This is a genomic window from Salirhabdus sp. Marseille-P4669 (assembly GCF_900240405.1).
Taxonomy (GTDB): domain Bacteria; phylum Bacillota; class Bacilli; order Bacillales; family Alkalibacillaceae; genus OEQK01.
This window is the reverse complement of the sequence record NZ_OEQK01000003.1, coordinates 102,800-128,933: the sequence shown is the minus strand read 5'-3', so window position 1 is coordinate 128,933 and position 26,134 is coordinate 102,800. Positions and strand designations below refer to the sequence as shown.

The window sequence follows — 26,134 nt, the reverse complement described above, 5'->3', positions numbered from 1 at the left end:
CTTGTATAAAAGTATTTCTTCTGGAAAAACTACAAAAGAATTTTAAATAACAGGAGGAAATACATATGAGTCGTGTTGGCGTTGAAGAATCTTTAACAGATGTCAAACAAGCTCTACAACAAAAGGGATATGATGTTGTAGACTTATTTTCAATGGAAGATGCTGCAAACTGTGATTGCTGTGTCGTAACTGGATTAGACCAAAATGTGATGGGGATGACGACAGACGTTCCAGGTGGTTCTGTTATCCAGGCAAAAGGTAGAACGGCAGATGAGGTTTGTCAAGAAGTGGAAGAGCGCTTAGGACATTCATCGTAAATAGAGTAAAGGAAAAGACTGTCCCGATTATTGGGACAGTCTTTTTGTCAAATGTTAATCCTGTTTCGTTAAAATCAAAGGACCATTTTTGGTGATGGCTAGAGTATGCTCATATTGTGCAGATAAAGAACCATCGATTGTTCTAGCAGTCCAGCCATTATTGTCCATCTTGGATTGCCATGCCCCAATATTCACCATAGGCTCAATAGTAATAACCATTCCTTCTTTAAGTCGTACTCCTTTTCCTGGTTGACCGTAATGAAGAATTTTCGGATCCTCATGCATTTTGTCGCCTATCCCATGACCTGTGAAATCTCGTACAACCGAAAAGTGTTCCCCTTCCACATAAGACTGGATCGCATGCCCAATATCGCCAATTCGATTGCCGATTACGGCTTGCTCAATGCCTTTGTATAGAGCTTTTTCTGTAACCTCAAGCAAGCGTTTCTTTTCATCATCTATTTCACCTACAGCATATGTCCAAGCAGAATCTGCAAGTGCACCATGAAGGTTTACAACCATATCAATGGTCACAATATCTCCATTTTTTAGAGGCGTTTCTCGAGGGAAACCATGGCAAATTTCATCATTGATGGAAGCGCAGGTAGCATACTTATAGCCCTGATAGCCCTTTTGTTCAGGCGTTGCACCGTTTTCTGCTAAAAACTTTTCGACAAACCGTTCAATTTCCATTGTCGTTATACCAGGCTTGATCATTTTAGCTATTTCTTTATGACAAGATGCTAGCAATTTGCCAGCTTCATGCATCGCTTGAATTTCACGTTCACTCTTTCTGCTAATCATTGACGTTTCTCTCCTGTAATAAAAATTTCTCTCCATACTTATTATACAATAAGAAGCTAGAGATGTAACGGATTCGAAACAATCCGGGAAGATGACTAGTGTTAAGCCTGTGTCTTTTGGATCATAACTTGATGTGGATATGGGATTTCAATTCCGGCTTGGTCAAGTGTTTCTTTTATTGCTTTGCGTAATTCACGCTCTACACCGAATTGTTCTCCATTTTCTGTTTGTGCAATAATACGTAAAACGACTTCTGAAGCACCAAAGCTTTGCACCCCAATTACATTCGGACCTTCTTTAATACGCTCGTCACCAGTGGCAAACGCATCACATGCCTTTTGTATAACGGAAATTACATGATCCATGTCTTCATTATAAGATATGCCAATATCAACAAGTGCTCGCATATTTCCACGTGAATGGTTGGTTACATTAGAAATATTACGATTCGGAATAAAATGTAGCGTTCCATCAAAACCTCGTAGTTTTGTTGTTCTTAACCCAACTTCTTCCACAATTCCATCTAATCCTCCAGCAACAACATAATCATCGACATCAATTTGGCGTTCCATTAAAATAAAAAAGCCTGTTACAATATCACTTACTAATCCTTGTGCACCAAAACTAATTGCTAGCCCAAGAATACCAGCACCTGCCAGAATTGGCCCAATAGGAATCCCAACAATATCAAGAAGCGTGATAACTAAAACGAAGATTAAAATATAGGTGTATATATTATGAATTAGTTTTTCTAACGTTTTCTTCCGACCGTCACTAAGCTTCTGTCTATTCCCGACTTTTTCAATTATACTTTTAATAATTCTTTTTCCAATTGGCTTAACAATGGAGTAGACAATAATAACAACAATTATTTTCAATATTATGGATATGCTTCCTCTAATATAAGGCTCAAAATCGATTCCCCATAATTCCACGAAAAACATCCTTTCCAATCTTTTCTTCATCTATTTAATACCACAAATAGACAAACTTCAATCCTATATCATAAAAATCGACAAATAGTAGGAGGGAACTGTACATTTTTACCGTTTATTTTAATAGGTACGTGTCGATAATAGTATTAGTCTTAAAGTAAGACATTATCATTTTTAATGGAGGGAATAGCATTATGAAAGAACGTATGGTAGGTAAGCATGCACCACGTTTTGAAATGGATGCGGTAATGCCAGACAAAACATTTGGAAAGGTTAGCTTAGAAGAAAATATGAAGGATGGAAAATGGACCGTGTTATTCTTCTATCCAATGGACTTTACTTTCGTATGTCCAACTGAAATTACGGCGATTTCTGATCGATATACAGATTTTCAAAAGTTTGACGCTGAAGTAATTGGTGTGTCAACAGATTCCGTACATACACATTTAGCTTGGATTAATACTGCAAGACAAGATAATGGAATTGGTGATTTGGAATATCCTTTAGCATCGGACACGAACCATATTGTTTCTCGTGAATATGGTGTACTAATCGAAGAAGAAGGTATTGCTTTACGTGGATTATTTATTATTAATCCAAAAGGTGAACTACAATACCAAACTGTTTTTCACAATAATATTGGCCGAGATGTGGATGAAGTATTACGCGTTTTACAAGCACTTCAGACAGGGGAACTTTGTCCTGCAAACTGGAAACCAGGCCAGGATACACTAAAAGTTTCTTAAAAGGAGGCTCTAACATCTCTGTTAGAGCCTTTTTTATGAGGATTTATAAAAATACACTGATGAGATAGGGGAGGAGATCGAATGCGCCTTAGAGAGAAAATACCTATCCTAACGGGTGCAACGTCATGGTTAAATGGAAGAGTTACAAATAGTGAATTAAATGGTTTACCAACGCTTATCCACTTTTGGTCCATTAGTTGTAATTCTTGCAAAGATGCATTACCAAATGTGAATCAGCTAAGAAAAGAAACGAAGGGGAAGTTAAATATTCTTGCTGTTCATATGCCACGTTCTAACGAAGATAAGGATTTTAACGAAGTGAAAAACATTGCAAAACAATATGGTATAACACAACCGATTTATATTGATGATGATCTCTATTTGTCAAAAAAAATGAAGGTAAAGTATGTACCTGCTTATTATCTCTTCGATGCCAATGGATTATTACGCCATGTTCAATCAGGAAAAGGTAGTATCCGACTTTTGGAAAAAAGAATTGAACGTGTTTTACAATAACTGTTCCTGAGGAAAACGGAAGCGGTATTTTTTTCTTTGTTTGAAAATAGACTTTCGCAACAAACTAAGTACGTATCCATTACAAAAGGGGGATGAACATGAATCAACAAATGAACATGACAAACCCAAGCGCAAGTCCTATTCCAAATAATAATGGTCAAACATTTAACGTTGGTGGACATGAGGTAATGGACGTACACGAGGTTTTAGGTGGGTTAATTGGTGCGCAAGAACAATATATGCTATATCGACCACACATTCAAGACCAGGAATTGCTCCATATTCTCGATCATCAAAGTCAATTTATGGCCGACCAGTACAATATAATGGTTGAAACACTATCTACTGGTCAGGATCCATCTAAACCAACGAGCAGCTATAAAATGAATCAAAATAACAATGTCATCTACGGTTTAAAACCATCACAACCAAAGAAACCAAAACAAAGTGTAAATGAACTTACAGATGATTGTATTTCAAGCTTCATGCTTGGTTTATTAAAAACCAATGCTACTGCTTTAACAACAGCATCCTTAGAGGCTACAAACCCCGTAATGCGTAGAGTTTTAGCAGATAGCATACCGAACTTTGTAGAGATGGCATATGAAGTATTTTTATATCAGAATAAAAACGGGTATTACCAAGTTCCTGTGCTTCAAGCACAGGATATGCAACAAATTCGAACAGGCTTTTCCAAAGCAACTACTGGTCAACAACCGTTAATGTAATGGAAAACACCCCATTCTAGGGGTGTTTTTTTATATGTGATTCTATAGAATGACACGATAAAACGGATGAGTTATTTCTAAAATGGTAATTTTTCACCCATTTATAATTTTTAAAAAATTATGGAAAAAGTATAGATATTTATTTCGAAAACCGTTATATTTATATATACGTGAAAAATTTACAATAGAGAGGGAGGGGGAGCTTTGGATACATTTCGAAAGCTTAAACAATTTTATTGGCCTTATAAAAGGTTTTTGATTGTATCATTAATCTTTTTGTTGTTCGTTACAGGAATTACAGTTGTTTATCCAATGGTCCTTCAAGTTACGATTGATGAAGTAATTGTAAAATCAAGGTTCGAATTAGTTCCATGGTTAGCTTTTGGTTTTATTGGGATTATGGTAGTAAAGGGGATCTCGACGTATTTTCATCAATACTTAGGAGAGTTATTCGGGATTCGTTCTGTTTATGTAATGCGGGATGCATTATATAAAAAGTTACAGAAACTTTCCTTTCGCTATTACGATAATGCTAAAACAGGGGATATCATGTCGAGGTTAACCTCAGATGTAGAAGGATTCCGCTTCTTCTTATCATTTGGATTCTCGATGCTAATACGGGTAACATTGCTTATTCTCATCAGTTTAGCAGTGATGTTTTACTATTCTGTTCCATTAACTTTAGTAACAATGGCGGCTATGCCTTTCTTAGCAGTACTTACATATCGATTTGATAAACGAGTGCATCCTGCCTTTCGCGGCATTCGTAAATCACTAGGTAGACTTAATACTCGCATTCAAGAAAACGTAAGCGGAATTCATACGGTTAAATCTTTGTCACGTGAAGATTTTGAAATTGAACGATTTGATGATTCAAACGGTAATTATAAAGACCACTATTTAAAAACAGCTAATATTTGGGCAAAATTTTTCCCACTAATGGAATTCATCGGCAACATTTGTGTTGTGGCATTGCTTTCCTTTGGTGGTTACTTAGTCATTAACGGAAATCTAAATCCGGGAGAGTTAGTTGCCTTCTTTAGTCTTGTTTGGTACATTGTATGGCCATTAGCAGACTTCGGATATGTGATTAACCAATTTTCACAGGCAAAAGCATCTGGGGAACGTTTATTAGAAATTTTAGAGGCTGAAGAAGATATTAAAGAACAACAGAAAGCTGTAGCTGTTGGTCGAATCAAAGGTCATGTAAGCTTTAATGATGTTACGCTAACGTATGTGAAAGACGATGATGCAGCACTGAAAAATATTACGTTTGATGCACCACCAGGTAAAGTTATCGGTTTAATCGGTTCGACAGGTTCAGGGAAAACAAGTATAACTCAATTAATTACTCGCTTTTATGAACCAGAACAAGGGGAAATTTTAGTGGACGGTAAACCCGTTCAAGCCTATTCTTTAAAAAGTTTACGTAAAAATATTGGATTTGTTTTACAAGAGGCTTTTCTTTTTTCTACTACGATTAGAGAAAATATTCGATATGGAAATCCAGATGCTAGTGAAGAAGAAGTAATCAATGCAGCGAAACGTGCGCAGGCTCATGATTTTATTATGGAAATGCCGAATGGATATGATACGTATCTTGGTGAAAGAGGAATGGGTCTATCAGGTGGGCAAAAACAACGGATTGCCATTGCACGTGCGTTGTTAGTTAATCCAAGTATTTTAATTCTTGATGATGCAACAAGTGCAGTAGATATGGAAACGGAGTTAAAAATTCAAAAAGCATTGAAGGAAGTTATGAATGGCCGTACAACATTTATTATTGCACATCGGATTTCTTCTATAAAACATGCGGATGAAATTATTGTGTTAGAAGATGGAGAAATCGTGGAACGAGGAGTTCATGAAGCATTAATAAATAACAATGGTCCATACCAGCGTATATACGAAATTCAATATCAAGATCGAGATATATTTTTACAACGTCAGCATGGATAAGGGGGGAGAGTATGAGTAAAGCACAAGTTGAGAGTAAACATTTAAATCGTTTTCGCTATACAATAGATACAGCTATTGATAAACCCTTCAATTGGAAGCAAATGTTTCGTTTGCTAACTTATATGAAACCATACGCTAAAACACTACTACCAGCCGCGATGATTGCGATGTTAATTTCGACGGCAATTCGTTTGTTTGTGCCGATAGTAATAGGGACATTGCTTATTGACCATGCAATCGGAAATAAAGACGTTGAATTATTATGGAAATTAGTTGTTGGTGTTGCTGTTTTGTACTTAATCAACTATGTTGCCAACATCTTTCGGATAAGGTGGGTTAATCACCTAGGTCAAAATATTATATATGATTTGCGAGATCACTTATTTGCACATGTACAAAAATTATCCCATCGCTTTTTTGATTCTCGCTCAGCGGGATCTATTTTAGTAAGAATTTTAAATGATGTAAATTCCTTACAAGAACTATTTACAAACGGGATTATTAATTTGCTGATGGATATGGTTACTTTAGTAGGAATCGTAATTATATTGTTTATGCTAAGTCCGAAACTAGCATTGGCTATTATGATTGTTTTACCGTTAATGTTCTTGATTTCTACAAAATTAAGAAAAAATATTCGTAGATCATGGCAAGATGTACGAATACAACAATCCCGGTTGAACTCACACTTAAATGAAAGCCTTCAAGGGATTCGTATTACACAATCTTTTTCACAGGAACAAGAAAATACAGAGTTTTTCGGTGGTGTAAATAAGGATAACTACGAAAACTGGCGGATTGCATCGAAAAAGAGTGCGATGTTCCGTCCGTTAGTAGAAATGTGTAATGCTATTGGGACTGCGATATTAATCTGGTTCGGATCCTACTTAATTATAAATGATCCGAATGTCACAACAGGTGTATTCGTTTCCTTTGCCTTTTATTTAGGTATGTTCTGGGATCCCATTTCTAGATTAGGTCAGAATTACAACCAATTATTAATGGCGATGTCCTCATCTGAACGAATTTTTGAATATTTAGATGAAGAGCCCAACGTAAAAGAAACAGAAAACCCAATCGAACTTTCTGATATGAAAGGGCACATTGAATTTGATAAAGTTCAGTTCTCTTATGATGCGAATCGAATCGCATTGCATGAAATTTCTTTAGAAATGAAAGCGGGTGAAACGGTAGCACTAGTAGGGCATACGGGCTCTGGTAAATCTACCATTGCAAATTTAATAAGTCGTTTTTACGATCCTACGAAAGGGGTTGTAAAGGTAGATGGCTTGGATATACGAGAAGTTTCTTTAAATAGTTTACGGAATCATATAAGTGTTGTACTTCAAGATACATTCATTTTCTCCGGTACTATTATGGACAATATTCGCTTTGGTCGACCGAATGCAACAGATGAAGAAGTTATTGAAGCGGCAAAAGTAGTTGGTGCGCATGACTTTATCCAGCGACTATCCAACGGGTATTTAACAGAAGTAGAAGAAAGAGGAAATATTTTATCCGTTGGGGAACGGCAATTATTATCGTTCGCACGTGCTTTACTTGCCGATCCGAAAATAATCATTTTAGATGAGGCTACAGCAAGCATTGATACGGAAACAGAACAAAAAATTCAACGGGCATTAAAGAAGCTACTAAAAGGAAGAACATCAATTATTATTGCCCATCGATTATCAACAATTCGAGAGGCAGACAATATTATTGTTTTAGACCATGGCAGAATAATGGAACAAGGAAATCATGGGGCATTAATGGAGCATAAAGGAATTTATTACGAGCTAGTTAAAGCGCAATTCCAGGCTCAAGAAGCATAATAAGAAAATCCTTAGGACAACAGTTCTAAGGATTTTTTCCATTAGAATGGATAAATCGGATATAAAATAAGTGCAATAATAAAACCTAATAATGCACCAAAAAAGACCTCGGCGGGTTGATGGCCTAATAATTCTTTTAGTTTTTCTCTTGTGGCATAATTGTTTGGATTTGGATGCTTAATTATTTCCAATAAATTACTAAAATCAGTCGCCAATTGATTGAGCAAAGCAGCATGATAACCAGCATGTCTACGTATGCCCATTGCATCGTGCATGACAATAATAGCAAGTACGAAGCTAATTGCAAATTCATTCGAGCGAAAGCCAAGAGATAAACCCATCGCTGATGCTAAACCTACAACAGTTGCTGTATGTGAACTAGGCATCCCTCCTGTAGAAAAAAACAGACTAAATTTCCACTCTCTTGAAGTAATAAAGTGAATTGGAATTTTAATGAATTGCGCTAGAAAAACACCGGATAAAGCTGCGAGAAGCGGGTATGACAAAAACAAGGTTAGCTCCCCCTCAAAAGGATAGTATGTAATTGTAGTTTTCCCATATAGACTTGTGTGTAATCAACAGAAAGGCAATGGAAATACAAATAGGGGATGAATTATTGTACATGATTTAGTATGATATTGTTATAAGATACTACAAGGAATAGGGGATTTTCATGAAAAAAGAATTCGCGGTCATTGGATTAGGTCGTTTTGGAGGAAGTATTTGCTTAGAGCTTAGTAGGGAAGGAATGGACGTCCTTGCTATTGATATAAATGAAGATAAAGTAGAGGAGTTTAAAGACATAGCTTCGCATGCAGTTATTGCAGATACTACCGACGAAAGAGTATTAAAAGAATTAGGAATACGAAATGTAGATCATGTAATAGTGGCGATTGGAGACAACATTCAAAGCAGTATTTTAACAACATTGATGTTGAAGGAGCTTGGAATTCGAAAAATAACGGTAAAAGCTCAAAATGAACACCACGAAAAAATATTAAAAAAAATAGGTGCTGATTTTGTAGTCCATCCGGAAAGAGATATGGGTAGAAGAATTGCCCATAATATTATGTCCAGTAATGTGTTGGATTACTTAGAACTATCCGATGATCATAGTGTTGTAGAAGTGAAGGCTGGAGAAAGAATGGCAGGAAAAACATTAATCGACCTTGATATTCGAGCTAAATATGGATGTAACGTGGTAGCTATTAAAAAAGGGAAGGAAGTCAATGTATCTCCAATGGCTACAGAAATAATTGAGCGTGGAGATATTTTGATTGTAATTGGAGCAGATATAGATATTTCTCGCTTTGAAAAGCAATTGGTCATAGATGATGATGAAGATTGAGAAAAGTAGTTAAAAAGGATGCTCACGAAGAAGTGTGAGCATCCTTTTTATGTTTATACTTCCATTATAATTGGAAGAATCATTGGTTTACGCTTCGTTCTCTCATATAAGAAAGGTGCAATGGTGTCAGTAATTTCATTTTTAATTTCAGACCATTGACTAGTTTTTCTTTCCATTACCTTATGAAGGTGTTCGGAAACGAGCTTTTGTGCTTGGTTAATTAGATCTTCAGATTCTCTCATATATACAAATCCACGTGAGATAATGTCTGGTCCTGCAGCAATTTTAAATTCTTTCATATTAATACTTACCACTACGATAACAAGACCTTCTTCAGATAGAATGCGGCGATCTCTTAGCACAATATTACCGATGTCACCAATTCCACTTCCATCTACATAGACAGACCCAGAAGGAATTTTACCTGAAATAGCTGCAGTATCTTTGCCTAAGGCCAATACATCGCCATTATCTAATACGAAACTATTTCGTAAATCAACGCCACAATCATTGGCAAGCTTTGTATGTTCAACTAGCATACGATATTCACCATGTATCGGCATAAAATACTTTGGTTTAATTAATCGTAACATAAGCTTTTGTTCTTCTTGACTTCCATGACCTGAAGTATGGATGTCATTAAGAGAACCATGGATCACTTCAGCACCGGCTCTATAGAGCATATTGATTGTGCGACTGACACTTATTGTGTTACCAGGGATAGGAGATGACGATAATACAACAGTATCTCCTGGTTGGATCGATATTTGTCTATGAGTACCATTGGCGATACGGGAAAGGGCTGCCATTGGTTCTCCTTGTGAACCAGTACATAATATACATACTTCATTGCTAGGTAAACGATTAATTTGAGATGCTTCAATAAATGTATCATCTGGTGCTTGGATATAACCTAATTGCTTACCTACCTCGATGTTCCGTTCCATACTACGTCCAAATACAACAATTTTACGGTTCGTTCTAACAGCTGCTTCAACAGCTTGTTGCAATCTGTGAATATTTGATGCGAAGGTAGCAAATATAATTCTACCGTCTACGTTAGTGAAAATCTCATTAATGCTTTCACCGACAACTCTTTCAGATAGTGTAAAACCAGGTACCTCGCTATTGGTGCTATCAGAAAGAAGACATAGTACACCTTCTTTTCCAATTTCAGCCATCTTTGCTAAGTTAGCTGGTTCACCTACTGGCGTGAAATCAAATTTAAAGTCCCCAGTATGCACAATATTACCAGGAGGTGTTTTCACGACAATACCATAAGAGTCTGGAATACTGTGAGTTGTCCTAAAAAAGGAAACAGAGGTTTTACGGAACTTTATGACATCATCTTCTGAAATGGTATGAAGCTTTGCATTACGTAATAAACCATGTTCCTCAAGTTTATTTTTTATGAGTCCAATTGCTAAAACGCCGCCGTAAATGGGTACATTAATTTCTCGCAATAAATAGGGAATACCACCGATATGGTCTTCGTGACCATGGGTAATAAATAAACCTTTAATTTTGTCTTCGTTTTGAATTAAGTACGTATAGTCCGGGATTACATAATCAATACCAAGTAATTCATCTTCTGGAAACTTAATTCCTGCATCAATTAGTATAATTTCATCTTGAAATTGAACCGCGTACGTGTTTTTACCGATTTCGCCTAGTCCACCTAGAGCAAATACTGCTGCTTGATCATTTTTTACATGTTTCATAACTATAATTTCTCCACTTTAAAATTTTCTTGACGTTTTTCGTATTCAAGATGCTCTTCATCTAGCTCAACGATATGCTCGATGTTTATTTTTTGAGTTGCTAATTTATTTCGTACATCACGTACACTTTCTCCTTCAACATACAATGCTTGTGTCCGTTCGCGTACAGGAACTTCCCCCGATTGGCTTTGATATAGAACTTTATATATCATTTAAATCTCTCCTAACTAGTAAATATCTTATATCCCTATTTTATCTCGATTTTAAAATGTTGTTGTATTGACTAAAAAATAGAACGGAGGAATATTATGCATAGTTTTTTCGACCCAAAATATCTTTCCAACGCTTCTTTAGCTTTTCCTTTAATCGTCTTAACATCGATGCCACAGCTCCCTTCTATACATTCTAGAAAAGCTAGAAAAAACGAGTAACTTTATATGCCGACCTTTCCCTCTTAACATATAGTATAGTATGAAATTAACAATAAATGAAATAGAAACCATTAAAAAAGATGAAAATATTTATTCGTTTCATTGTGAATCGAACCGATATTTTAGCATAAATTACATGGTTTACAGTGGATTTTATCTATAGTATTACCTATGGTTTATCATATTATGAAAAGCAAATATCTATTGGACTTATGCCTAGTTTTTACAGAAATAAGCTCCTAAATAAAAAAACAACACACACATTTTCTAGAATGTGTGTGTTGTTGAAGTACTAATAATACATCCCTATATTAGAAATCCTAATAAGGCTAAAATTACTCCACATCACAAGGATTTGCATTTTCTGGTGCTTCAAATGGGTTCTTACTGTTTATATGATCATAGAACATAACACCATTTAAATGGTCAATTTCATGTTGGAAAACGATCGCAGCATAACCTTTTAATCTCAATTTAATATCATTTCCATCAATATCTGTTGCTGTTACCGTTATTCGGGCAGGACGAGGAACATACCCAGGCACTTCTCGATCTACGCTTAAACAACCTTCACCAGAAGATAGATAGGTTTTTTCGACGGAATGACTAACAACCTTAGGGTTAATAAGTCCATAGCTATACTCGTTGTCATGGAAGTCAACAAAATGTACTGCAATCATTCGTTTTTTAATCCCAAGTTGAGGTGCAGCAAGTCCGACACCAGCACGGAGTTTATATTTTTGGGCAATTTCTTCGTCTTGACTATTTTTTAAAAACTGTAGCATTTCTTTTAATAGTTCTATTTCCTCTTGAGCGGGTGGTAGTGAAACCTCTTCTGCTCTTTCTCTTAAAGCAGGATGACCTTCACGTACTATATCATCCATAGTTATCATAATCTTCACTCCTAAAATCATGTTTTCATAAAAAATAGTGTACCATAAATAATTAAAATGCAGTATAATTTCGATTTCACCAGTTAACATTAAACTGCACATAATTATCTAAAATCATCTATATGATAAAAAGGGAAATATGATATACTTTTAAACAAGTAGTTATGGATACATAAGGAGGCAAAACCCTTGAAGAAACTGAAAGTAATCCTTGTCTTAACAGTAATTACGTTTTTAATAGCTGCATGTCAACAAGATCCCTCACCAGAAGAAAAAATGTATGATCATTTAGAAAAAACCGTTGAACTAGAAGATGAATTTGTAGCACAGCAAGAACCAATGACATCACTAGAAGAACAAGAAAAGAAAATATATGATCAAATAATAGAATTGGGAACGAGTGAAATGGATCAAATTCAATCTTTAGCAGACGATGCGATTGAATTGATAAATGAGCGGAGAGAATTATTAGATTCTGAAAAAGAAAGCATTCAAGCTGCCCAAGAAGAATTTGCTAAGGTTGAAGCTTTAATAGACGAAATAGAAGGGGAAGAAACGAAAGAAAAAGCGGAACAATTAAATTCAACGATGAAAAATCGTTATGAAGTATATGACAAATTATATGGAGCTTATTCCAATGCCTTAAAATTAGATGAAGAGCTTTATACTATGCTAAAGGATGAGGAGTTAAGTAAGGAAGACTTAGAAGCTCAAATTGAAAGTATTAACACTAGTTATGATGAAATCTTTACGTTAACGGAAGAGTTTAACAATGCTACAGATCAATATAATGAGATAAAGAAGGAATTTTATGATTTAGCAGGCATTCAAATTGAATATGAATCATGAGTTCGAACAAAATAAAAAATGTTCTTAGGCATATGTCTAAGAACATTTTTTATTTTCATTAGTAGGAATGCAATACTGTAATTAATACAAGCGACATTCATTTTATAGTACAGGTTTAAATAACCATTTTTTGTTATAATACAGTTTAAACGCTTACAATGTTATTAAACTTATTGGAGGTTTAATAATTGACGTCATTGTATTAATGGTATAAACTACACATGTAGTTTAGTTGTATTACTATTTTTTGTGGATTTTAATGTAACAGTTACATTAGTTGTACAAGGAATATGTGGAATACATAAATATTATTTCGTGTACTTCTCCATGTGTTTTTGGGAAACATAACTAATGATTAATTTTATAGGAAAGAAAGGATAGGTGACCAATTTGAAAAACGCACTTGAAAACATCGAAAAAGAATTTGAAGTTGTTCAGATTTTAAATGAAGAGGGCGAAATTGTTAATGAAGCAGAAATGCCTGATTTATCGGATGACCAATTAAAGGAACTAATGCGTCGAATGGTATATACAAGAGTTCTTGACCAACGCTCCATTGCACTAAATCGTCAAGGACGCCTTGGTTTTTATGCGCCGACTGCAGGACAGGAAGCATCACAATTAGGAAGCCAATTTGCAATGGAAAAAGAAGATTTCTTATTACCAGCTTATCGTGATGTGCCTCAATTAATTTGGCATGGCTTACCACTTACGAAGGCATTTTTATTTTCAAGAGGACATTATGTTGGAAATCAAATGCCTGAGGGAGTAAATGCATTAAGCCCACAAATCATTATTGGTGCTCAAATCATTCAAGCAGCAGGTGTTGCGCTTGGAATGAAGAAGCGTGGACAAAAAACGATTGCATTAACATATACTGGTGATGGTGGTGCATCTCAAGGGGACTTCTATGAAGGAATGAACTTTGCTGGAGCATATAAAGCACCAGCTGTATTCGTTGTGCAAAACAACCATTTTGCCATTTCAGTTCCTGTAGAGAAGCAATCTGCTGCGAAAACAGTAGCACAAAAAGCTGTTGCTGCAGGTATTCCTGGAGTACGTGTTGATGGAATGGATGTTTTAGCAGTTTATAAGGCTGTTCGTGATGCACGTGATCGCGCAGTAAATGGGGAAGGTCCTTCTCTAGTTGAAACAGTAACATACCGATATGGTCCACATACATTAGCTGGTGACGATCCTACTCGTTATCGTTCTGAGGACTTGGATAACGAATGGGCAAAGAAAGATCCACTAATTCGTTTCCGTAAATACTTAGAAAATAAAGGTCTTTGGTCTGAGGAAGAAGAAAACAAGGTGATTGATCAAGCAAAAGAAGAAATTAAAGCAGCGATTAAAGAAGCTGATGGTGTTGATAAACAAAAAGTTACAGATTTAATTTCCATTATGTATGAAGAACTTCCAGCTAATTTACAAGAACAAATGGAAGAATATCAAGCAAAGGAGTCGAAGTAAACCATGGCACAAATGACAATGATTCAAGCGATTACGGACGCTTTACGCATTGAACTAAAAAACGATGAAAATGTTTTAGTCTTTGGTGAAGACGTTGGTCAAAACGGCGGTGTATTCCGTGCAACTGAAGGATTACAAAAGGAATTTGGTGAAGATCGTGTATTCGATACTCCTCTTGCAGAATCTGGAATAATGGGTCTTGCTGTTGGTTTATCTACACAAGGCTTCCGTCCTGTTCCGGAAATCCAATTCTTTGGATTTGTTTATGAAGCAATGGATGCGATTAGCGGTCAGGCTGCTCGTATGCGTTTCCGTAGTGGAGGAACTAAAAATGCACCAATTACCATTCGTTCTCCATTTGGTGGTGGTGTACATACACCTGAATTACATGCGGATAGTTTAGAAGGTTTAGTTGCTCAACAACCTGGTTTAAAAGTTGTAATACCTTCGTCTCCATACGATGCAAAAGGATTATTAATTTCTTCTATTCGAGATAACGATCCAGTTGTTTTCCTTGAGCATATGAAATTGTATCGTTCCTTCCGTGAAGAAGTTCCTGAGGAAGAATATACATTGGAATTAGGTAAAGCTGCAGTAAAACGAGAAGGAAAAGATATCACATTTGTTTCCTATGGCGCGATGGTTCATTCAGCATTAAAAGCTGCCGACGAACTTGAAAAAGAAGGAATCAGTGCAGAAGTAATCGATTTACGTACAGTAAGCCCAATTGATTATGAAACCATTTTAGCATCTGTGAAAAAGACGAACCGTGCGGTTGTTATTCAAGAAGCACAGCGTCAAGCTGGTGTGGCTGCAAATGTTGTATCAGAAATACAAGAACGGGCCATCTTACACTTAGAAGCTCCTGTACTAAGAGTAACTGCTCCTGATACGGTTTATCCGTTTACAGCAGCTGAAGAAGTTTGGCTACCAAATCATCAAGATATTATGGACAAAGCAAAACAAGCTATTAACTTTTAATTAGGAGGGAAATGTTGTGGCCTTTGAATTTAAACTTCCAGATATAGGTGAAGGTATTCACGAAGGTGAAATCGTTAAGTGGTTCGTAAAAGCTGGCGATGAAGTTAAAGAAGATGACGTAATTTGTGAAGTACAGAACGATAAAGCAGTTGTAGAAATTCCATCTCCAGTTGATGGAACAGTATTAGAAATTAATGTTGCTGAAGGAGAAGTAGCTGTAGTAGGTGATACATTAATCACATTTGATGCAGAGGGTTATGAATCTACAGATGATACGCCACAGGAAGCAACGAAAGAAGAGACTGCTGGAAATGCTACGGAAGCTGATACTATGCCAGCTGCAGCAGATAAAACTGCTGATCAAAAAGAGGAAGTAGTAACTGGAGAACGTGTTATTGCAATGCCTTCTGTTCGTAAATATGCACGTGAAAAAGGTGTTAACATTCAACTCGTTGCTGGTTCTGGTAAAAATAATCGTGTATTAAAAGAAGATATTGATACTTACTTAAACGGAGGAGCACAAACAGAAGCTAAAGTAGAACAAACGAAAACTGATGCAGAACAAGCTCCTGCGAAACAAGCAGTACCAACAGGGCAATATCCAGAAACTCGTGAAAAAATAAGTGGAATTCGTCGTGCAATTGCAAAAGCTATGGTAAAATCAAAACAGACTGCACCGCACGTTACATTAATGGATGATATCGATGTTACAGAATTAGTAAATCATCGTAAGAAATTTAAGCAAGTGGCGATTGACCAAGGTATTAAGCTTACTTATTTACCATATGTTGTTCGTGCTCTTGTATCAGCACTTAAGAAATACCCAATGCTTAATGTTTCTTATGATGACAATACAGAAGAAATCGTTCATAAGCATTACTACAACATCGGTATTGCTGCAGATACTGATAAAGGACTGCTTGTACCAGTTGTAAAAGATGCGGATCGTAAATCAATCTTCGAAATTTCTCAAGAAATTAATGAATTAGCGGTTAAAGCTCGAGATGGTAAATTAGCTCCAGATGAAATGAGAGGTGCTTCTTGCACAATTTCCAACATCGGTTCTGCTGGTGGACAGTGGTTTACTCCAGTAATTAACCATCCAGAAGTTGCAATCTTAGGTATAGGTCGGATTGCTGAAAAACCAGTTGTACGTGATGGTGAAGTTGTTATTGCACCAGTGCTAGCATTATCATTAAGCTTTGACCACCGTATGATTGACGGTGCAACTGCTCAAAACGCGATGAACCATATTAAGCGTTTGTTGAATGATCCACAACTTATCATGATGGAGGCGTAAAAAATGGTAGTAGGAGATTTTCCAATCGAAGTAGATACTTTAGTAATTGGAGCTGGACCTGGGGGATATGTGGCTGCAATCCGTGCAGCACAAATGGGTCAAAAAGTAACGGTTGTTGAAAAAGGAGAACTAGGTGGAGTTTGCTTAAACGTTGGTTGTATTCCATCAAAAGCTTTAATCAATGCTGCACACCGTTATGAAAATGCAAAACATTCAGATGATCTAGGGATCACTGCAGAGAACGTTACAGTTGATTTCACAAAAGTTCAAGAATGGAAACAAGGTGTAGTTGGTAAACTTACAGGCGGAGTTGCTGGTCTTCTTAAGTCCAACAAAGTAGATGTAGTTCAAGGAGAAGCATACTTTGTGGATACACATACAGTTCGTATTATGGATGAGAAAAAATCTCAAACATATAAATTTAACAACTGTATTATTGCAACAGGTTCTCGTCCAATTGAACTAAAAACATTCCCTTATTCAGACCGTGTTTTAGATTCTACTGGAGCATTAAGCTTAAAAGAAATTCCTAACAAGCTTGTTGTAATCGGTGGGGGCTATATTGGATCTGAATTAGGTACTGCATATGCTAATTTTGGAACAGAAGTAACAATCCTTGAAGGTACGGATGATATTCTTGGTGGATTTGAAAAACAAATGACGTCCATCGTTAAGAAGCGTCTTAAAAAGAAAGGCGTTAACATCGTAACAAATGCGATGGCACAAGGAGTTAAAGAAACAGAATCAGGCGTTACTGTTACTTATGAGGTTAAAGGAAAAGAAGAAACAGTAGAAGCTGATTATGTGCTTGTAACAGTTGGTCGTCGTCCAAATACAGATGAATTAGGTCTTGAGCAAGCTGGTATTGAGTTAACAGATCGTGGTTTAATTAAAATTGATAAGCAATGTCGCACGAATGTAAGTAATATTTATGCAATTGGTGACATTGTAGAAGGACCTCCACTTGCACATAAAGCATCCTATGAAGGTAAAATTGCTGCAGAAGCAATTAGTGGAGAAAAGTCTGAGATTGATTATCTTGGAATTCCTGCAGTTGCCTTTACAGATCCTGAGCTTGCTAGCGTTGGATTCAGTGAACAACAAGCAAAGGATGCTGGCTACGATGTGAAGGCTGCTAAATTCCCTTATGCTGCAAACGGTCGTGCATTATCATTAAATGATACAGACGGTTTTGTTAAGTTAGTTACGCGTAAGGAAGATGGTCTTGTAATCGGTGCTCAAGTGGCTGGTGCAAACGCGAGTGATGTAATTGCTGAGCTTGGACTCGCAATTGAAGCTGGCATGACTGCAGAAGATCTAGCTCTAACAATCCACGCTCACCCAACATTAGGTGAGATTACAATGGAAGCAGCTGAAGTAGCACTTGGCATGCCAATCCATATCGCAAAATAATAAGTTTCAACTATATCAAAAAGACTCTTTGAAAATTGCTCAAAGAGTCTTTTTAGTCATTCGTGATAATATGCTTTACATTTGTCATGATTTCTTCCTTTGATACGTTATCCGAGATTTTTTTCATTACTTGTCCATTTTTGACTATTATTAAAGATGGATACTGATCAATTGTAATAGTTTCTATTGTTTCTTTGTTGTTTATAATTTCTCGGTCCCACGTCATTTGATTAGAAGCAAATTCTCGTTGTAAGGAAAGCAGGGCATCTATATAAACCCTTTCAACCTCTGTATTAGAATCATTGGAAACAAAAAAGATTTCAAAATCAAGTGGTTTATATTTAACGATATTTATATTTTCCGTTGTTTCCTTAGAACAAGCACAAATAAACAAAACTATCGTCAGTAAGGAAGCTACTTTCCAAAAGTTAATCGGAATCACCTGCTTTATTCGATTTTACATCCTGTACAGTATACTTTCGTTAATAATCTAATTGTATCAAAATAGTATTCTCTAAATTGTAAAAGCAGTAATTTGTTAAGGAATTGAAAAATAGATTTAATATAAGAGTTAAAATAAGGATTAAGAGGAATGATCGGTCATGAATAAATGGGAGTATATACTCGTGTTAATCATTTGTTGGAGTTTTTATTTATTAACCTTGCATTTATCAATAGGGGATCATTTTATTTTCCATGTTTTCTTTTTTATCGGTATTTTTGGACTTTGTTTCAAGCTTGGGTCATTTTTCACGATTCAAAACCGTAAACGAATTCTTTATATATTTTCCATGTTTCTCGTTATAAAAGGTGGTCAAGTAGTATTTCATTTTTTTCTTAACGGATAAGGAGAGGATGAGGACAAAGCGATAACATTAGATGAAAGGTTCTTCATGTTTTTAAAAGCTCTAAGAGACTTTAGCGACTGCCCTAAGGCTCGCGGAGTGTATTTCCGGAGCAAACACTTAGTTGAGTCTTCCAATTCTTAGCTTTATCCTAACGGAAATCCGGGGAAAATACCGAAAATGGATAAATATTCGTCATTCCATGGAGAATATTCTTCTATTCTATAATTTTACACGTCTGTTTTACGTTTTTATTTGTCCAAATCCTGCATACTCGTCTATTTCCCTTTTTACGCTTTAAACGGGGGAAAATACTCGCCTATTTTCGGAAAATACGCGTCAACCTGGAAAATACTCGTCTATGACTAAGCTTTACGAGTTGAAACTATAATAATACAAGCCGAAAACGGAAAATACGCGCCCGTTTTCGGCTTGTACAAATTTAGGCTTCGTTTTTCCCTTGTGTAGGGTTAGGCTTTCTCCTCGTTAATACGTAATGTTTTGCTTCCTCTTGAAAGGACTTCATTAAGGAAAATACAATTAGAATCATGACAAATGTAAAAGGGAAGGCCGCGATTATGGACGCAGTTTGGAGTGCATTCAGTCCACCTTGCCATAATAGTACAGCGGCTGCACCCGATTGTACAATTCCCCATAGAAATTTTACAGGATTAGCTGGATTTAAACTTCCATGTGTAGTCTGCATTCCCAAAACAAAAGTTGCTGAGTCTGCTGAGGTAATAAAAAACGTACTAATAAGCAAAATGGCGAGCAGTGATGAGATGAGACCTAAAGGATATTGGTCTAGCATTGTAAATAATGCCACCTCATTTCCTTGGTTGCTAATCAGTGTCATTATGTCAATTCCTTGAACAAATTCTAACCAAATCCCTGCTCCTCCAAATACGGAGAACCATAGAGCTCCGAAAATGGTTGGAACTACTAATACGCCAATTGTAAATTCACGTACTGTCCGACCACGAGAAACCCTTGCAATAAATGTACCTACAAAAGGTGCCCAAGCAATCCACCATGCCCAGTAGAAAATGGTCCAGTCTTGTACCCAAGTGCTATTTGTATCAAAAGGAGTCATACGAAAACTCATGGATGGTAGGTTTTGTAAATAACTGCCCAATGTGGTTGTGAATAAATCCATTATAAAATTAGTAGGACCTACAAAAAGGACGAAGAACATTAATACAATAGCTAACACGATATTTGTATTGCTGAGATATTTAATTCCTTTGTTAAGTCCGGTCATGGCTGAGAGTAAGAATAATACAGTAACAATTAGGATGATGATGATCTGTAATGTGAATCCTTTCGTTAGACCGTCAAATAAGAAGCCGAGTCCTCCACTAATTTGTTGTGCCCCTAAACCGAGAGATGTTGCTACTCCAAATATCGTTGCAAATACGGCGATGAAATCAACTAATGTTCCGAATCCACCTTTCATTCGATCTCCGAATAGCGGTGTTAATATAGAACTGATTAAGCCAGGGGACTCTTTTCGAAACTGAAAATAGGCTAAAGCAAGTCCTAATACTGCATAAATCGCCCAAGGATGTAGTCCCCAATGAAAAAAACTGTAGCGTAAGGCTATTTTGGCAGCGTCCGCGCCTTGTAATTCAGGGTTAGGAGGATTATGAAAATGAGAAATGGGTTCGGCAACTCCCCAGAATACTAATCCAATTCCCATGCCAGCACTAAAAAGCATACCAAACCAAGTAATATAGGAATATTCAGGCTTATCATTATCCTTACCTAAAACAATGTTCCCGTATTTCGATACGATTAAGAAAATAGCAAAAATTAGAAAAGCGGTGGCTGATAATAAATAAAACCAACCAAATTTTTGAACAATAAACCCCTGTACATTAGATGTAACGGTATTTAAATTCCCGTCTGGTAAAACATCCTTCGGTATAATTCCCCAAATGATAAATAACAAGGAGAAAACCAAAGAAATATAAAACACTTTTGATACATGTTGCAACATAAATGATAACTCCTTACCTATCATAAATTTTTCGCTCTTTGTAAAAACTGTTGAAGGATAGATGGTTCCGTTTTTAATGTTTCCTCATTTATGAAAAAAATTCTTAATCAAACATTAGAATAGGCTCAAATATATTGTCGATTCCTGTATAATGGAACTAGTAATAGTAGATAAATTACTTACTTTGGGGGGACAACATGTGAAGAAATTAAGCTTCGTAATGATCGTGATTGTGGGACTACTTTTGGTTGGATGTAAAAATAACGAGGAGTCAAACAACGAGCAGGAAAATCAACATCCAGAACAAAATAAAACAGCGGAACAACAAGAGAGTGAAAAGAAAGAAGCGGATTTAAATAATGGTGGACAATCGACGGGTGAATCCGATATAGATGAGGAAGAGGATACTACTGTTGAGGAAGAGGAAATGAAAGTACCAACAGAACCACTTTATGAAATCGCAGAAGATTGGAGTGTTGTTCCTTTACAAGAGGGGATTAATGAGAAGGTAGTGTTACTTACCATTGATGATGCCCCGGATCAACACGCTGTGGAAATGGCAAAAACGCTAAAGGAATTAGATGCCCCTGCCATCTTCTTTGTTAATGGACATTTTATAGATAGCGAGGAAGAGCAAGAACGTTTAAAAGAAATCTATAATATGGGTTTTGCCATTGGTAATCATACGTACAATCATACGAATTTACAATCGATTGAAAATGATCAAACGAAACAAAAGGAAGAAATCGTTTCTTTAAATAATAAAATCGAGGACATCTTAGGAGAACGTCCTAAATTTTTTAGAGCACCTAATGGTTCCAATACCGACTATGCTAATGGAATCGTTGAAGAAGAAGGTATGGTACTAATGAATTGGACTTACGGATACGACTATTTTAAACCGTACATGGACGCTGATAAATTAGCGACTGCTATGATAACTGGAGAAGGTCCAGAAGTAGATGTCCCATATTCCTTGTTAAAGTCTGGGGCCAACTTATTAATGCATGATCGTGAATGGACGGCAGAAGCGCTTGCGGAAATTGTAAAAGGATTACGTGGCCAAGGATATGAAATAATGGACCCACATTTAATCAAAACACCATAAATAACCCTCCCAATATAATGGGAGGGTTATTTTATTGATACACACGACCGTTAAATAAAGTTAACGTACCCTTTACTTTTTTAGTTAAAAATCTAGCGAATTCATTTGCCTTGTTCTTATCTCCGTGGGTAGAACTATTAGGAAGGGTAATCTGAATATGGGTTTGTTCATCCTTTTCCAAAACACCAATTAAGATAGTATTATATCGATCTAGATTTCCTCTTAATACGATGTATGCACCGAAATCTTCTTCTTTTTCTTCTATAACATATGGGAATGCATAAGAATCATAATTCCAATCAAGCTGTTCTCCTGTTTTGGAGGTAATCTCTTTATAATAAATAAGAACTTCCTTTATGTCTTGAAGTGTGATTTCTGTTTTAGACGCAACAGTAATAAAACTGCTTTGACTCACATTTTCACCCCCATTAACTATTTATTTATATGATAGCATGTATATGAAATAGATTACAGAAAATTATAAAAATGAATATCATCTTGTTTAAGATAACATATTATAAAGAAAAGATTTTAATATGTTATACTATTTAGGGTTGAAATTTTAAATATGACATATTAAAATGATGATACGAAATGTAGACGTTTTAAATAAGGAGATGAATCTAGATGGGTACTATTGTATGTCAAGACTGCCAACAAATTATCGCCCATTTTGAAGATGAAAAGGTTACGACGCTTTATGGTAAAGGATGTAGCTGCTGCTCCGAGGAATAGGGAACTTAATTTGAGAAAACGAAAATAACCAAAGGCACAAGCATACCAATGCACATTTTGACTGGCATTGGTATGCTATTTTTATTTTCTATTTAACCGTTTTTACTAAATAAAAGGGAATACAAACACATTTAAAAAATAGAAGAGAGAAGAACAACAAAAAAACGCTTGAATTTGTTTCAAACGTTTTTAAGTGTTAAATTGGATTGGAAAATATGTTGAATACAGGTTTACTTAAAAGCCTTGTATTCTTTAATTACTCGAATATTTTGAATGGATTCATCTTCTGGACCTTGAACCGGTAAGCCAGCCTCCATATTAATATGAATGTAATCAATATTATCCTCTGTAATGATTTCACCAGGCATAAAAATAGGTATTCCAGGAGGATAAACCATGACAAATTCTGCACTTATTCTTCCAGCTGCATATTTTAAAGGAATGACTTCTGTTTCTGAGTAAAAGGCATCCCTAGGGGAGAGAGCAAGTAATGGAATTTCAGGAATATCGACTTGGATATGATGCTTGCTTTTCTCATTTTTCTCACAAACCATCGAAAGCTCTGTTAAAGCCTTTATTAGAAGACCTGTTTCTCGTTCGCTATCGCCATGTGTGATAATACATAAAATATTGTATAGATCCGATAGCTCTACTTCAATTTGATACTTTTCTCTTAACCAAACCTCCGCATCATAGCCGGTAATACCTAAATCCTTGACAGAGATGATCAGTTTTGTCGGGTCGTAATCAAACGTAGCCTCACTGCCTAAAATTTCTTTACCTACACAATACAAATGTGGAATTTCATTAATTTGCTTTCGTGTTTCATCTGCTAACAGTAAAGCCTTGTCAATTAACTGATGTCCATTCAACACTAATTGTTTTCTCGCCACATCTAAAGAAGCTAATAATAGGTAAGATGTGGATGTAGTTGTTAGCATCGAAAAGATCGATTGAACTCGTTCATGAGAAACATATTTACTTTTCACATTTAACACAGAACTTTGTGTTAAGGACCCTCCTAATTTATGAACACTTGTTGCAGCTAAATCTGCACCTGCTTGCATCGCTGATAAAGGAAGTCGGTCGTGAAAGTGTATATGAACACCATGTGCTTCATCCACTAGAACTGGAACGTCATAAGAATGCGCAATATCAACGATTTTCTTTAAATCTGCTGCTATACCAAAGTATGTTGGATTAATCACTAATACGCCTTTTGCATCTGGATGCGCTGTTAACGCTTTTTGAACAGATGCCGGAGTAATACCATGAGAAATTCCCAGGTCTTTATCGAGTTCAGGATGGATAAAAACTGGAGTTGCACCTGAAAAAATAATAGCAGAAGTAACAGACTTATGTACGTTACGTGGTACGATAATTTTATCACCAGGATTACAAACCGCCATAATCATTGTCATAATCGCACCACTTGTTCCTTGTACAGAAAAATACGTATAGTCTGCTCCAAATGCTTCAGCTGCTAATGTCTGAGCTTCTTTTATTATACCATGAGGATGATGCAGGTCATCTAATGGTCCAATATTTATTAAATCAATGGACAACGCATTATCACCAATAAATTGTCTAAAATCCGCATTCATTCCTGAACCCTTCTTATGACCAGGAATATGGAACTGAACAGGCTTTTTCTTAACGTGCTCTAACAACCCTGTAAACAAGGGAGTTTCTTCTTGATTCATCTATATAACACACCTTTCAAATGTTGAAAACATTATGTAAACATTTCCGATATTTAATTTTAAATAAAACAAAAAAGATTATAGCAAAAACTATTCTCAAATACTAGCTTTTCTCTATTTTCTAGGAATACACATGTGTTAACATATAAAATAATACAAATAATTAGGAAGGGGGTTGGAAATGGTGTCATACCATACGAGAGTAACGGATATATTACATATTGAATTTCCTATTATACAAGGGGGGCTCGCACACCTTGCCTATGCGAATTTAGCAGCAGCAGTTTCCAATGCGGGTGGATTAGGACAAATAACAGCTATGAGTCTTCCAAATCCGGAAGCTCTACATGAGGAAATAACGAAAGTAAGAAAATTAACGAATAAACCTTTTGGTGTTAACTTTGCTATTGGTCAACATGGGAGAGCATTCGAACATATGGTACAGGTTGCTATAGACGAGAAGGTACCCGTTATCTCCATTACAGGTGGGAATCCTGAACCAGTCCTGAATATGGTAAAAGGGCATGAAATTAAAACTTTAGTTCTCGTTGCTGCGAGACGCCAAGCAATAAAAGCGGAGAAATTAGGAGCAGATGCAGTAATGGTCGTTGGTCAAGAGGGAGGAGGCCATCTAGGTAGAGATGATGTAGGTACGTTTGTGTTAACTCCTCAAGTAGTAGATAGCGTATCCATTCCGGTTATCGCATCAGGAGGAATAGGGGATGGGAAAGGATTAATGGCAGCCTTAGCTTTAGGTGCAGAAGGGATCGAAATGGGTACACGATTTATTGCAACAAAAGAGTGTGTTCATGCCCATGAGGTATATAAAAATGCCCTTATTGAAGCGGATGAAACCTCTACAGTTGTGATTAAACGTTCTTTGGGTGCCCCTGCTAGAGCGTTAAAGAGTGAGTGGACAAAGCAAATTTTGGATTTAGAAGCCGAACAGCCTGGTTTTGATAAATTAAAACCGTATATCGATGGAGAAGCGAACAAACGCTATATTCATGATGGGAATAAGAGAGAAGGCTATGGATGGGCTGGTCAGGTCGCAGCTCGAATAAAGGATATTCCTAGTGTGGAAGAACTATTTAATAAGATTAGAAAAGAAGCAGATGCAATTCGTAAAAAGTGGTCTTTATAGCTGAAAAAAGAATAGGAGAAGAACTAATGAACTATCAATATCCATTAGATGAAACTTGGTCAACAGAAGAAATCGTAGATGTTATTAATTTTTTTCAAATGGTTGAGAAAGCTTATGAATCTGGAGTAAATCGAGACGATCTTTTAATTACGTATACAAAGTTCAAACAAATAGTCCCATCTAAAAGTGAAGAGAAAAAATTGTGTGGAACATTTGAAAAAAGCTCTGGCTATTCACCTTATCGCACAGTGAAAAAAGCGAGAGAATTAGAGCGTGACAGTAAACTGCGTATGTAAGGAAACGAACAAAACCCTCCCCGAGAAAATAGAAGGGAAGGTTTTGTTACTTTTTTCT

General features: G+C 36.2%; 26 protein-coding genes. 16 read left to right on the top strand and 10 right to left on the bottom strand.

The window, feature by feature from the left end; genetic code table 11:
• Window positions 1-65 precede the first annotated feature (65 nt).
• A complete protein-coding gene (locus C1A05_RS07110; RefSeq protein WP_102027512.1) occupies window positions 66-317 on the top strand; it encodes a YkuS family protein in 252 nt (83 codons plus the stop codon).
• A 54-nt stretch (window positions 318-371) separates the two neighbouring features.
• On the opposite strand, the gene map is transcribed toward C1A05_RS07110, so the two are convergent.
• Both map and C1A05_RS07100 read right to left on the bottom strand, forming a co-directional pair.
• Window positions 372-1,121 carry a type I methionyl aminopeptidase gene (gene map, locus C1A05_RS07105; RefSeq protein ID WP_102027511.1) on the bottom strand — a complete coding sequence of 250 codons (750 nt, stop codon included), beginning with the start codon at window positions 1,119-1,121 and terminating at the stop codon, window positions 372-374.
• A gap of 101 nt (window positions 1,122-1,222) precedes the next feature.
• On the bottom strand, window positions 1,223-2,065 hold the full coding sequence (locus C1A05_RS07100; protein WP_102027863.1) for a mechanosensitive ion channel family protein: 843 nt from the start codon (window positions 2,063-2,065) through the stop codon (window positions 1,223-1,225).
• Between the two features lie 185 nt (window positions 2,066-2,250).
• Between C1A05_RS07100 and C1A05_RS07095 the strand changes: the two genes are divergently transcribed.
• From C1A05_RS07095 to C1A05_RS07075, 5 genes are all read left to right on the top strand, one after another.
• On the top strand, window positions 2,251-2,802 hold the full coding sequence (locus tag C1A05_RS07095; protein WP_102027510.1) for a peroxiredoxin: 552 nt from the start codon (window positions 2,251-2,253) through the stop codon (window positions 2,800-2,802).
• Window positions 2,803-2,883: 81 nt separating this feature from the next.
• Window positions 2,884-3,318 carry a TlpA family protein disulfide reductase gene (locus C1A05_RS07090; RefSeq protein WP_102027509.1) on the top strand — a complete coding sequence of 145 codons (435 nt, stop codon included), beginning with the start codon at window positions 2,884-2,886 and terminating at the stop codon, window positions 3,316-3,318.
• 92 nt (window positions 3,319-3,410) lie between these two features.
• Window positions 3,411-4,046 (top strand): spore coat protein, encoded by a 636-nt coding sequence (locus C1A05_RS07085; protein ID WP_102027508.1) that lies wholly within the window; start codon window positions 3,411-3,413, stop codon window positions 4,044-4,046.
• A gap of 204 nt (window positions 4,047-4,250) precedes the next feature.
• On the top strand, window positions 4,251-6,005 hold the full coding sequence (locus C1A05_RS07080) for an ABC transporter ATP-binding protein (protein WP_102027507.1): 1,755 nt from the start codon (window positions 4,251-4,253) through the stop codon (window positions 6,003-6,005).
• 11 nt (window positions 6,006-6,016) lie between these two features.
• Entirely contained in the window at window positions 6,017-7,837 is a 1,821-nt protein-coding gene (locus C1A05_RS07075; protein WP_102027506.1) for an ABC transporter ATP-binding protein, read from the top strand.
• Between the two features lie 41 nt (window positions 7,838-7,878).
• Here the strand turns inward: C1A05_RS07075 and C1A05_RS07070 are convergent, their stop codons facing one another.
• A complete protein-coding gene (locus C1A05_RS07070) occupies window positions 7,879-8,349 on the bottom strand; it encodes a divergent PAP2 family protein (protein WP_102027505.1) in 471 nt (156 codons plus the stop codon).
• A 161-nt stretch (window positions 8,350-8,510) separates the two neighbouring features.
• Here C1A05_RS07070 and C1A05_RS07065 point away from each other — a divergent pair, with 161 nt between their 5' ends.
• Window positions 8,511-9,185 (top strand): potassium channel family protein, encoded by a 675-nt coding sequence (locus C1A05_RS07065; RefSeq protein WP_102027504.1) that lies wholly within the window; start codon window positions 8,511-8,513, stop codon window positions 9,183-9,185.
• Window positions 9,186-9,238: 53 nt separating this feature from the next.
• Here the strand turns inward: C1A05_RS07065 and rnjA are convergent, their stop codons facing one another.
• The 3 genes from rnjA to def form a co-directional block, all read right to left on the bottom strand.
• Window positions 9,239-10,906, bottom strand: coding sequence for a ribonuclease J1 (rnjA, locus tag C1A05_RS07060; protein ID WP_102027503.1), 1,668 nt, complete (start codon window positions 10,904-10,906; stop codon window positions 9,239-9,241).
• A gap of 2 nt (window positions 10,907-10,908) precedes the next feature.
• On the bottom strand, window positions 10,909-11,118 hold the full coding sequence (locus tag C1A05_RS07055) for a DNA-dependent RNA polymerase subunit epsilon (RefSeq protein ID WP_102027502.1): 210 nt from the start codon (window positions 11,116-11,118) through the stop codon (window positions 10,909-10,911).
• Between the two features lie 554 nt (window positions 11,119-11,672).
• On the bottom strand, window positions 11,673-12,230 hold the full coding sequence (gene def, locus C1A05_RS07050) for a peptide deformylase (protein ID WP_102027501.1): 558 nt from the start codon (window positions 12,228-12,230) through the stop codon (window positions 11,673-11,675).
• Window positions 12,231-12,419: 189 nt separating this feature from the next.
• Between def and C1A05_RS07045 the strand changes: the two genes are divergently transcribed.
• From C1A05_RS07045 to lpdA, 5 genes are all read left to right on the top strand, one after another.
• Entirely contained in the window at window positions 12,420-13,079 is a 660-nt protein-coding gene (locus C1A05_RS07045; protein ID WP_159462016.1) for a YkyA family protein, read from the top strand.
• Window positions 13,080-13,469: 390 nt separating this feature from the next.
• On the top strand, window positions 13,470-14,552 hold the full coding sequence (pdhA, locus tag C1A05_RS07040; RefSeq protein WP_102027499.1) for a pyruvate dehydrogenase (acetyl-transferring) E1 component subunit alpha: 1,083 nt from the start codon (window positions 13,470-13,472) through the stop codon (window positions 14,550-14,552).
• Window positions 14,553-14,555: 3 nt separating this feature from the next.
• Complete coding sequence (locus C1A05_RS07035; RefSeq protein WP_102027498.1) at window positions 14,556-15,533, top strand: alpha-ketoacid dehydrogenase subunit beta; 978 nt, start codon at window positions 14,556-14,558, stop codon at window positions 15,531-15,533.
• A 16-nt stretch (window positions 15,534-15,549) separates the two neighbouring features.
• A complete protein-coding gene (locus C1A05_RS07030; RefSeq protein WP_102027497.1) occupies window positions 15,550-16,833 on the top strand; it encodes a dihydrolipoamide acetyltransferase family protein in 1,284 nt (427 codons plus the stop codon).
• Window positions 16,834-16,836: 3 nt separating this feature from the next.
• Window positions 16,837-18,246: a dihydrolipoyl dehydrogenase gene (gene lpdA / locus C1A05_RS07025; protein WP_102027496.1), complete on the top strand. Its 1,410-nt coding sequence runs from the start codon at window positions 16,837-16,839 to the stop codon at window positions 18,244-18,246.
• 52 nt (window positions 18,247-18,298) lie between these two features.
• Here the strand turns inward: lpdA and C1A05_RS07020 are convergent, their stop codons facing one another.
• Complete coding sequence (locus C1A05_RS07020) at window positions 18,299-18,688, bottom strand: hypothetical protein (RefSeq protein WP_102027495.1); 390 nt, start codon at window positions 18,686-18,688, stop codon at window positions 18,299-18,301.
• Window positions 18,689-19,533: 845 nt separating this feature from the next.
• Window positions 19,534-21,087: a glycine betaine uptake BCCT transporter gene (locus C1A05_RS07010; protein ID WP_102027862.1), complete on the bottom strand. Its 1,554-nt coding sequence runs from the start codon at window positions 21,085-21,087 to the stop codon at window positions 19,534-19,536.
• A 202-nt stretch (window positions 21,088-21,289) separates the two neighbouring features.
• Between C1A05_RS07010 and C1A05_RS07005 the strand changes: the two genes are divergently transcribed.
• Window positions 21,290-22,198 carry a polysaccharide deacetylase family protein gene (locus C1A05_RS07005; RefSeq protein ID WP_234998390.1) on the top strand — a complete coding sequence of 303 codons (909 nt, stop codon included), beginning with the start codon at window positions 21,290-21,292 and terminating at the stop codon, window positions 22,196-22,198.
• 31 nt (window positions 22,199-22,229) lie between these two features.
• On the opposite strand, the gene C1A05_RS07000 is transcribed toward C1A05_RS07005, so the two are convergent.
• Window positions 22,230-22,613, bottom strand: a complete 384-nt coding sequence (locus C1A05_RS07000; RefSeq protein ID WP_102027493.1) for a DUF1885 family protein — start codon at window positions 22,611-22,613, stop codon at window positions 22,230-22,232.
• Between the two features lie 212 nt (window positions 22,614-22,825).
• Between C1A05_RS07000 and C1A05_RS06995 the strand changes: the two genes are divergently transcribed.
• On the top strand, window positions 22,826-22,933 hold the full coding sequence (locus tag C1A05_RS06995; protein ID WP_102027492.1) for a GapA-binding peptide SR1P: 108 nt from the start codon (window positions 22,826-22,828) through the stop codon (window positions 22,931-22,933).
• A gap of 230 nt (window positions 22,934-23,163) precedes the next feature.
• On the opposite strand, the gene C1A05_RS06990 is transcribed toward C1A05_RS06995, so the two are convergent.
• On the bottom strand, window positions 23,164-24,636 hold the full coding sequence (locus C1A05_RS06990) for an aminotransferase class I/II-fold pyridoxal phosphate-dependent enzyme (RefSeq protein ID WP_102027491.1): 1,473 nt from the start codon (window positions 24,634-24,636) through the stop codon (window positions 23,164-23,166).
• A 184-nt stretch (window positions 24,637-24,820) separates the two neighbouring features.
• Between C1A05_RS06990 and C1A05_RS06985 the strand changes: the two genes are divergently transcribed.
• Together C1A05_RS06985 and C1A05_RS06980 are read left to right on the top strand one after the other, a co-directional pair.
• The gene (locus C1A05_RS06985) at window positions 24,821-25,780 is read left to right on the top strand and encodes an NAD(P)H-dependent flavin oxidoreductase (RefSeq protein WP_102027860.1); all 960 of its coding nucleotides are present in this window, start codon (window positions 24,821-24,823) and stop codon (window positions 25,778-25,780) included.
• Window positions 25,781-25,806: 26 nt separating this feature from the next.
• Window positions 25,807-26,076, top strand: a complete 270-nt coding sequence (locus C1A05_RS06980) for a UPF0223 family protein (protein ID WP_102027490.1) — start codon at window positions 25,807-25,809, stop codon at window positions 26,074-26,076.
• Window positions 26,077-26,134 lie beyond the last annotated feature (58 nt).

Bases quoted from the DNA above. Each gene is read 5' to 3' on its own strand.
- C1A05_RS07110 (WP_102027512.1), top strand. From the start codon at position 66: ATGAGTCGTGTTGGCGTTGAAGAATCTTTAACAGATGTCAAACAAGCT.
- map (WP_102027511.1), bottom strand. From the start codon at position 1,121: ATGATTAGCAGAAAGAGTGAACGTGAAATTCAAGCGATGCATGAAGCT.
- C1A05_RS07100 (WP_102027863.1), bottom strand. From the start codon at position 2,065: ATGTTTTTCGTGGAATTATGGGGAATCGATTTTGAGCCTTATATTAGA.
- C1A05_RS07095 (WP_102027510.1), top strand. From the start codon at position 2,251: ATGAAAGAACGTATGGTAGGTAAGCATGCACCACGTTTTGAAATGGAT.
- C1A05_RS07090 (WP_102027509.1), top strand. From the start codon at position 2,884: ATGCGCCTTAGAGAGAAAATACCTATCCTAACGGGTGCAACGTCATGG.
- C1A05_RS07085 (WP_102027508.1), top strand. From the start codon at position 3,411: ATGAACATGAATCAACAAATGAACATGACAAACCCAAGCGCAAGTCCT.
- C1A05_RS07075 (WP_102027506.1), top strand. From the start codon at position 6,017: ATGAGTAAAGCACAAGTTGAGAGTAAACATTTAAATCGTTTTCGCTAT.
- C1A05_RS07065 (WP_102027504.1), top strand. From the start codon at position 8,511: ATGAAAAAAGAATTCGCGGTCATTGGATTAGGTCGTTTTGGAGGAAGT.
- rnjA (WP_102027503.1), bottom strand. From the start codon at position 10,906: ATGAAACATGTAAAAAATGATCAAGCAGCAGTATTTGCTCTAGGTGGA.
- C1A05_RS07055 (WP_102027502.1), bottom strand. From the start codon at position 11,118: ATGATATATAAAGTTCTATATCAAAGCCAATCGGGGGAAGTTCCTGTA.
- def (WP_102027501.1), bottom strand. From the start codon at position 12,230: ATGATAACTATGGATGATATAGTACGTGAAGGTCATCCTGCTTTAAGA.
- C1A05_RS07035 (WP_102027498.1), top strand. From the start codon at position 14,556: ATGGCACAAATGACAATGATTCAAGCGATTACGGACGCTTTACGCATT.
- lpdA (WP_102027496.1), top strand. From the start codon at position 16,837: ATGGTAGTAGGAGATTTTCCAATCGAAGTAGATACTTTAGTAATTGGA.
- C1A05_RS06995 (WP_102027492.1), top strand. From the start codon at position 22,826: ATGGGTACTATTGTATGTCAAGACTGCCAACAAATTATCGCCCATTTT.
- C1A05_RS06990 (WP_102027491.1), bottom strand. From the start codon at position 24,636: ATGAATCAAGAAGAAACTCCCTTGTTTACAGGGTTGTTAGAGCACGTT.
- C1A05_RS06980 (WP_102027490.1), top strand. From the start codon at position 25,807: ATGAACTATCAATATCCATTAGATGAAACTTGGTCAACAGAAGAAATC.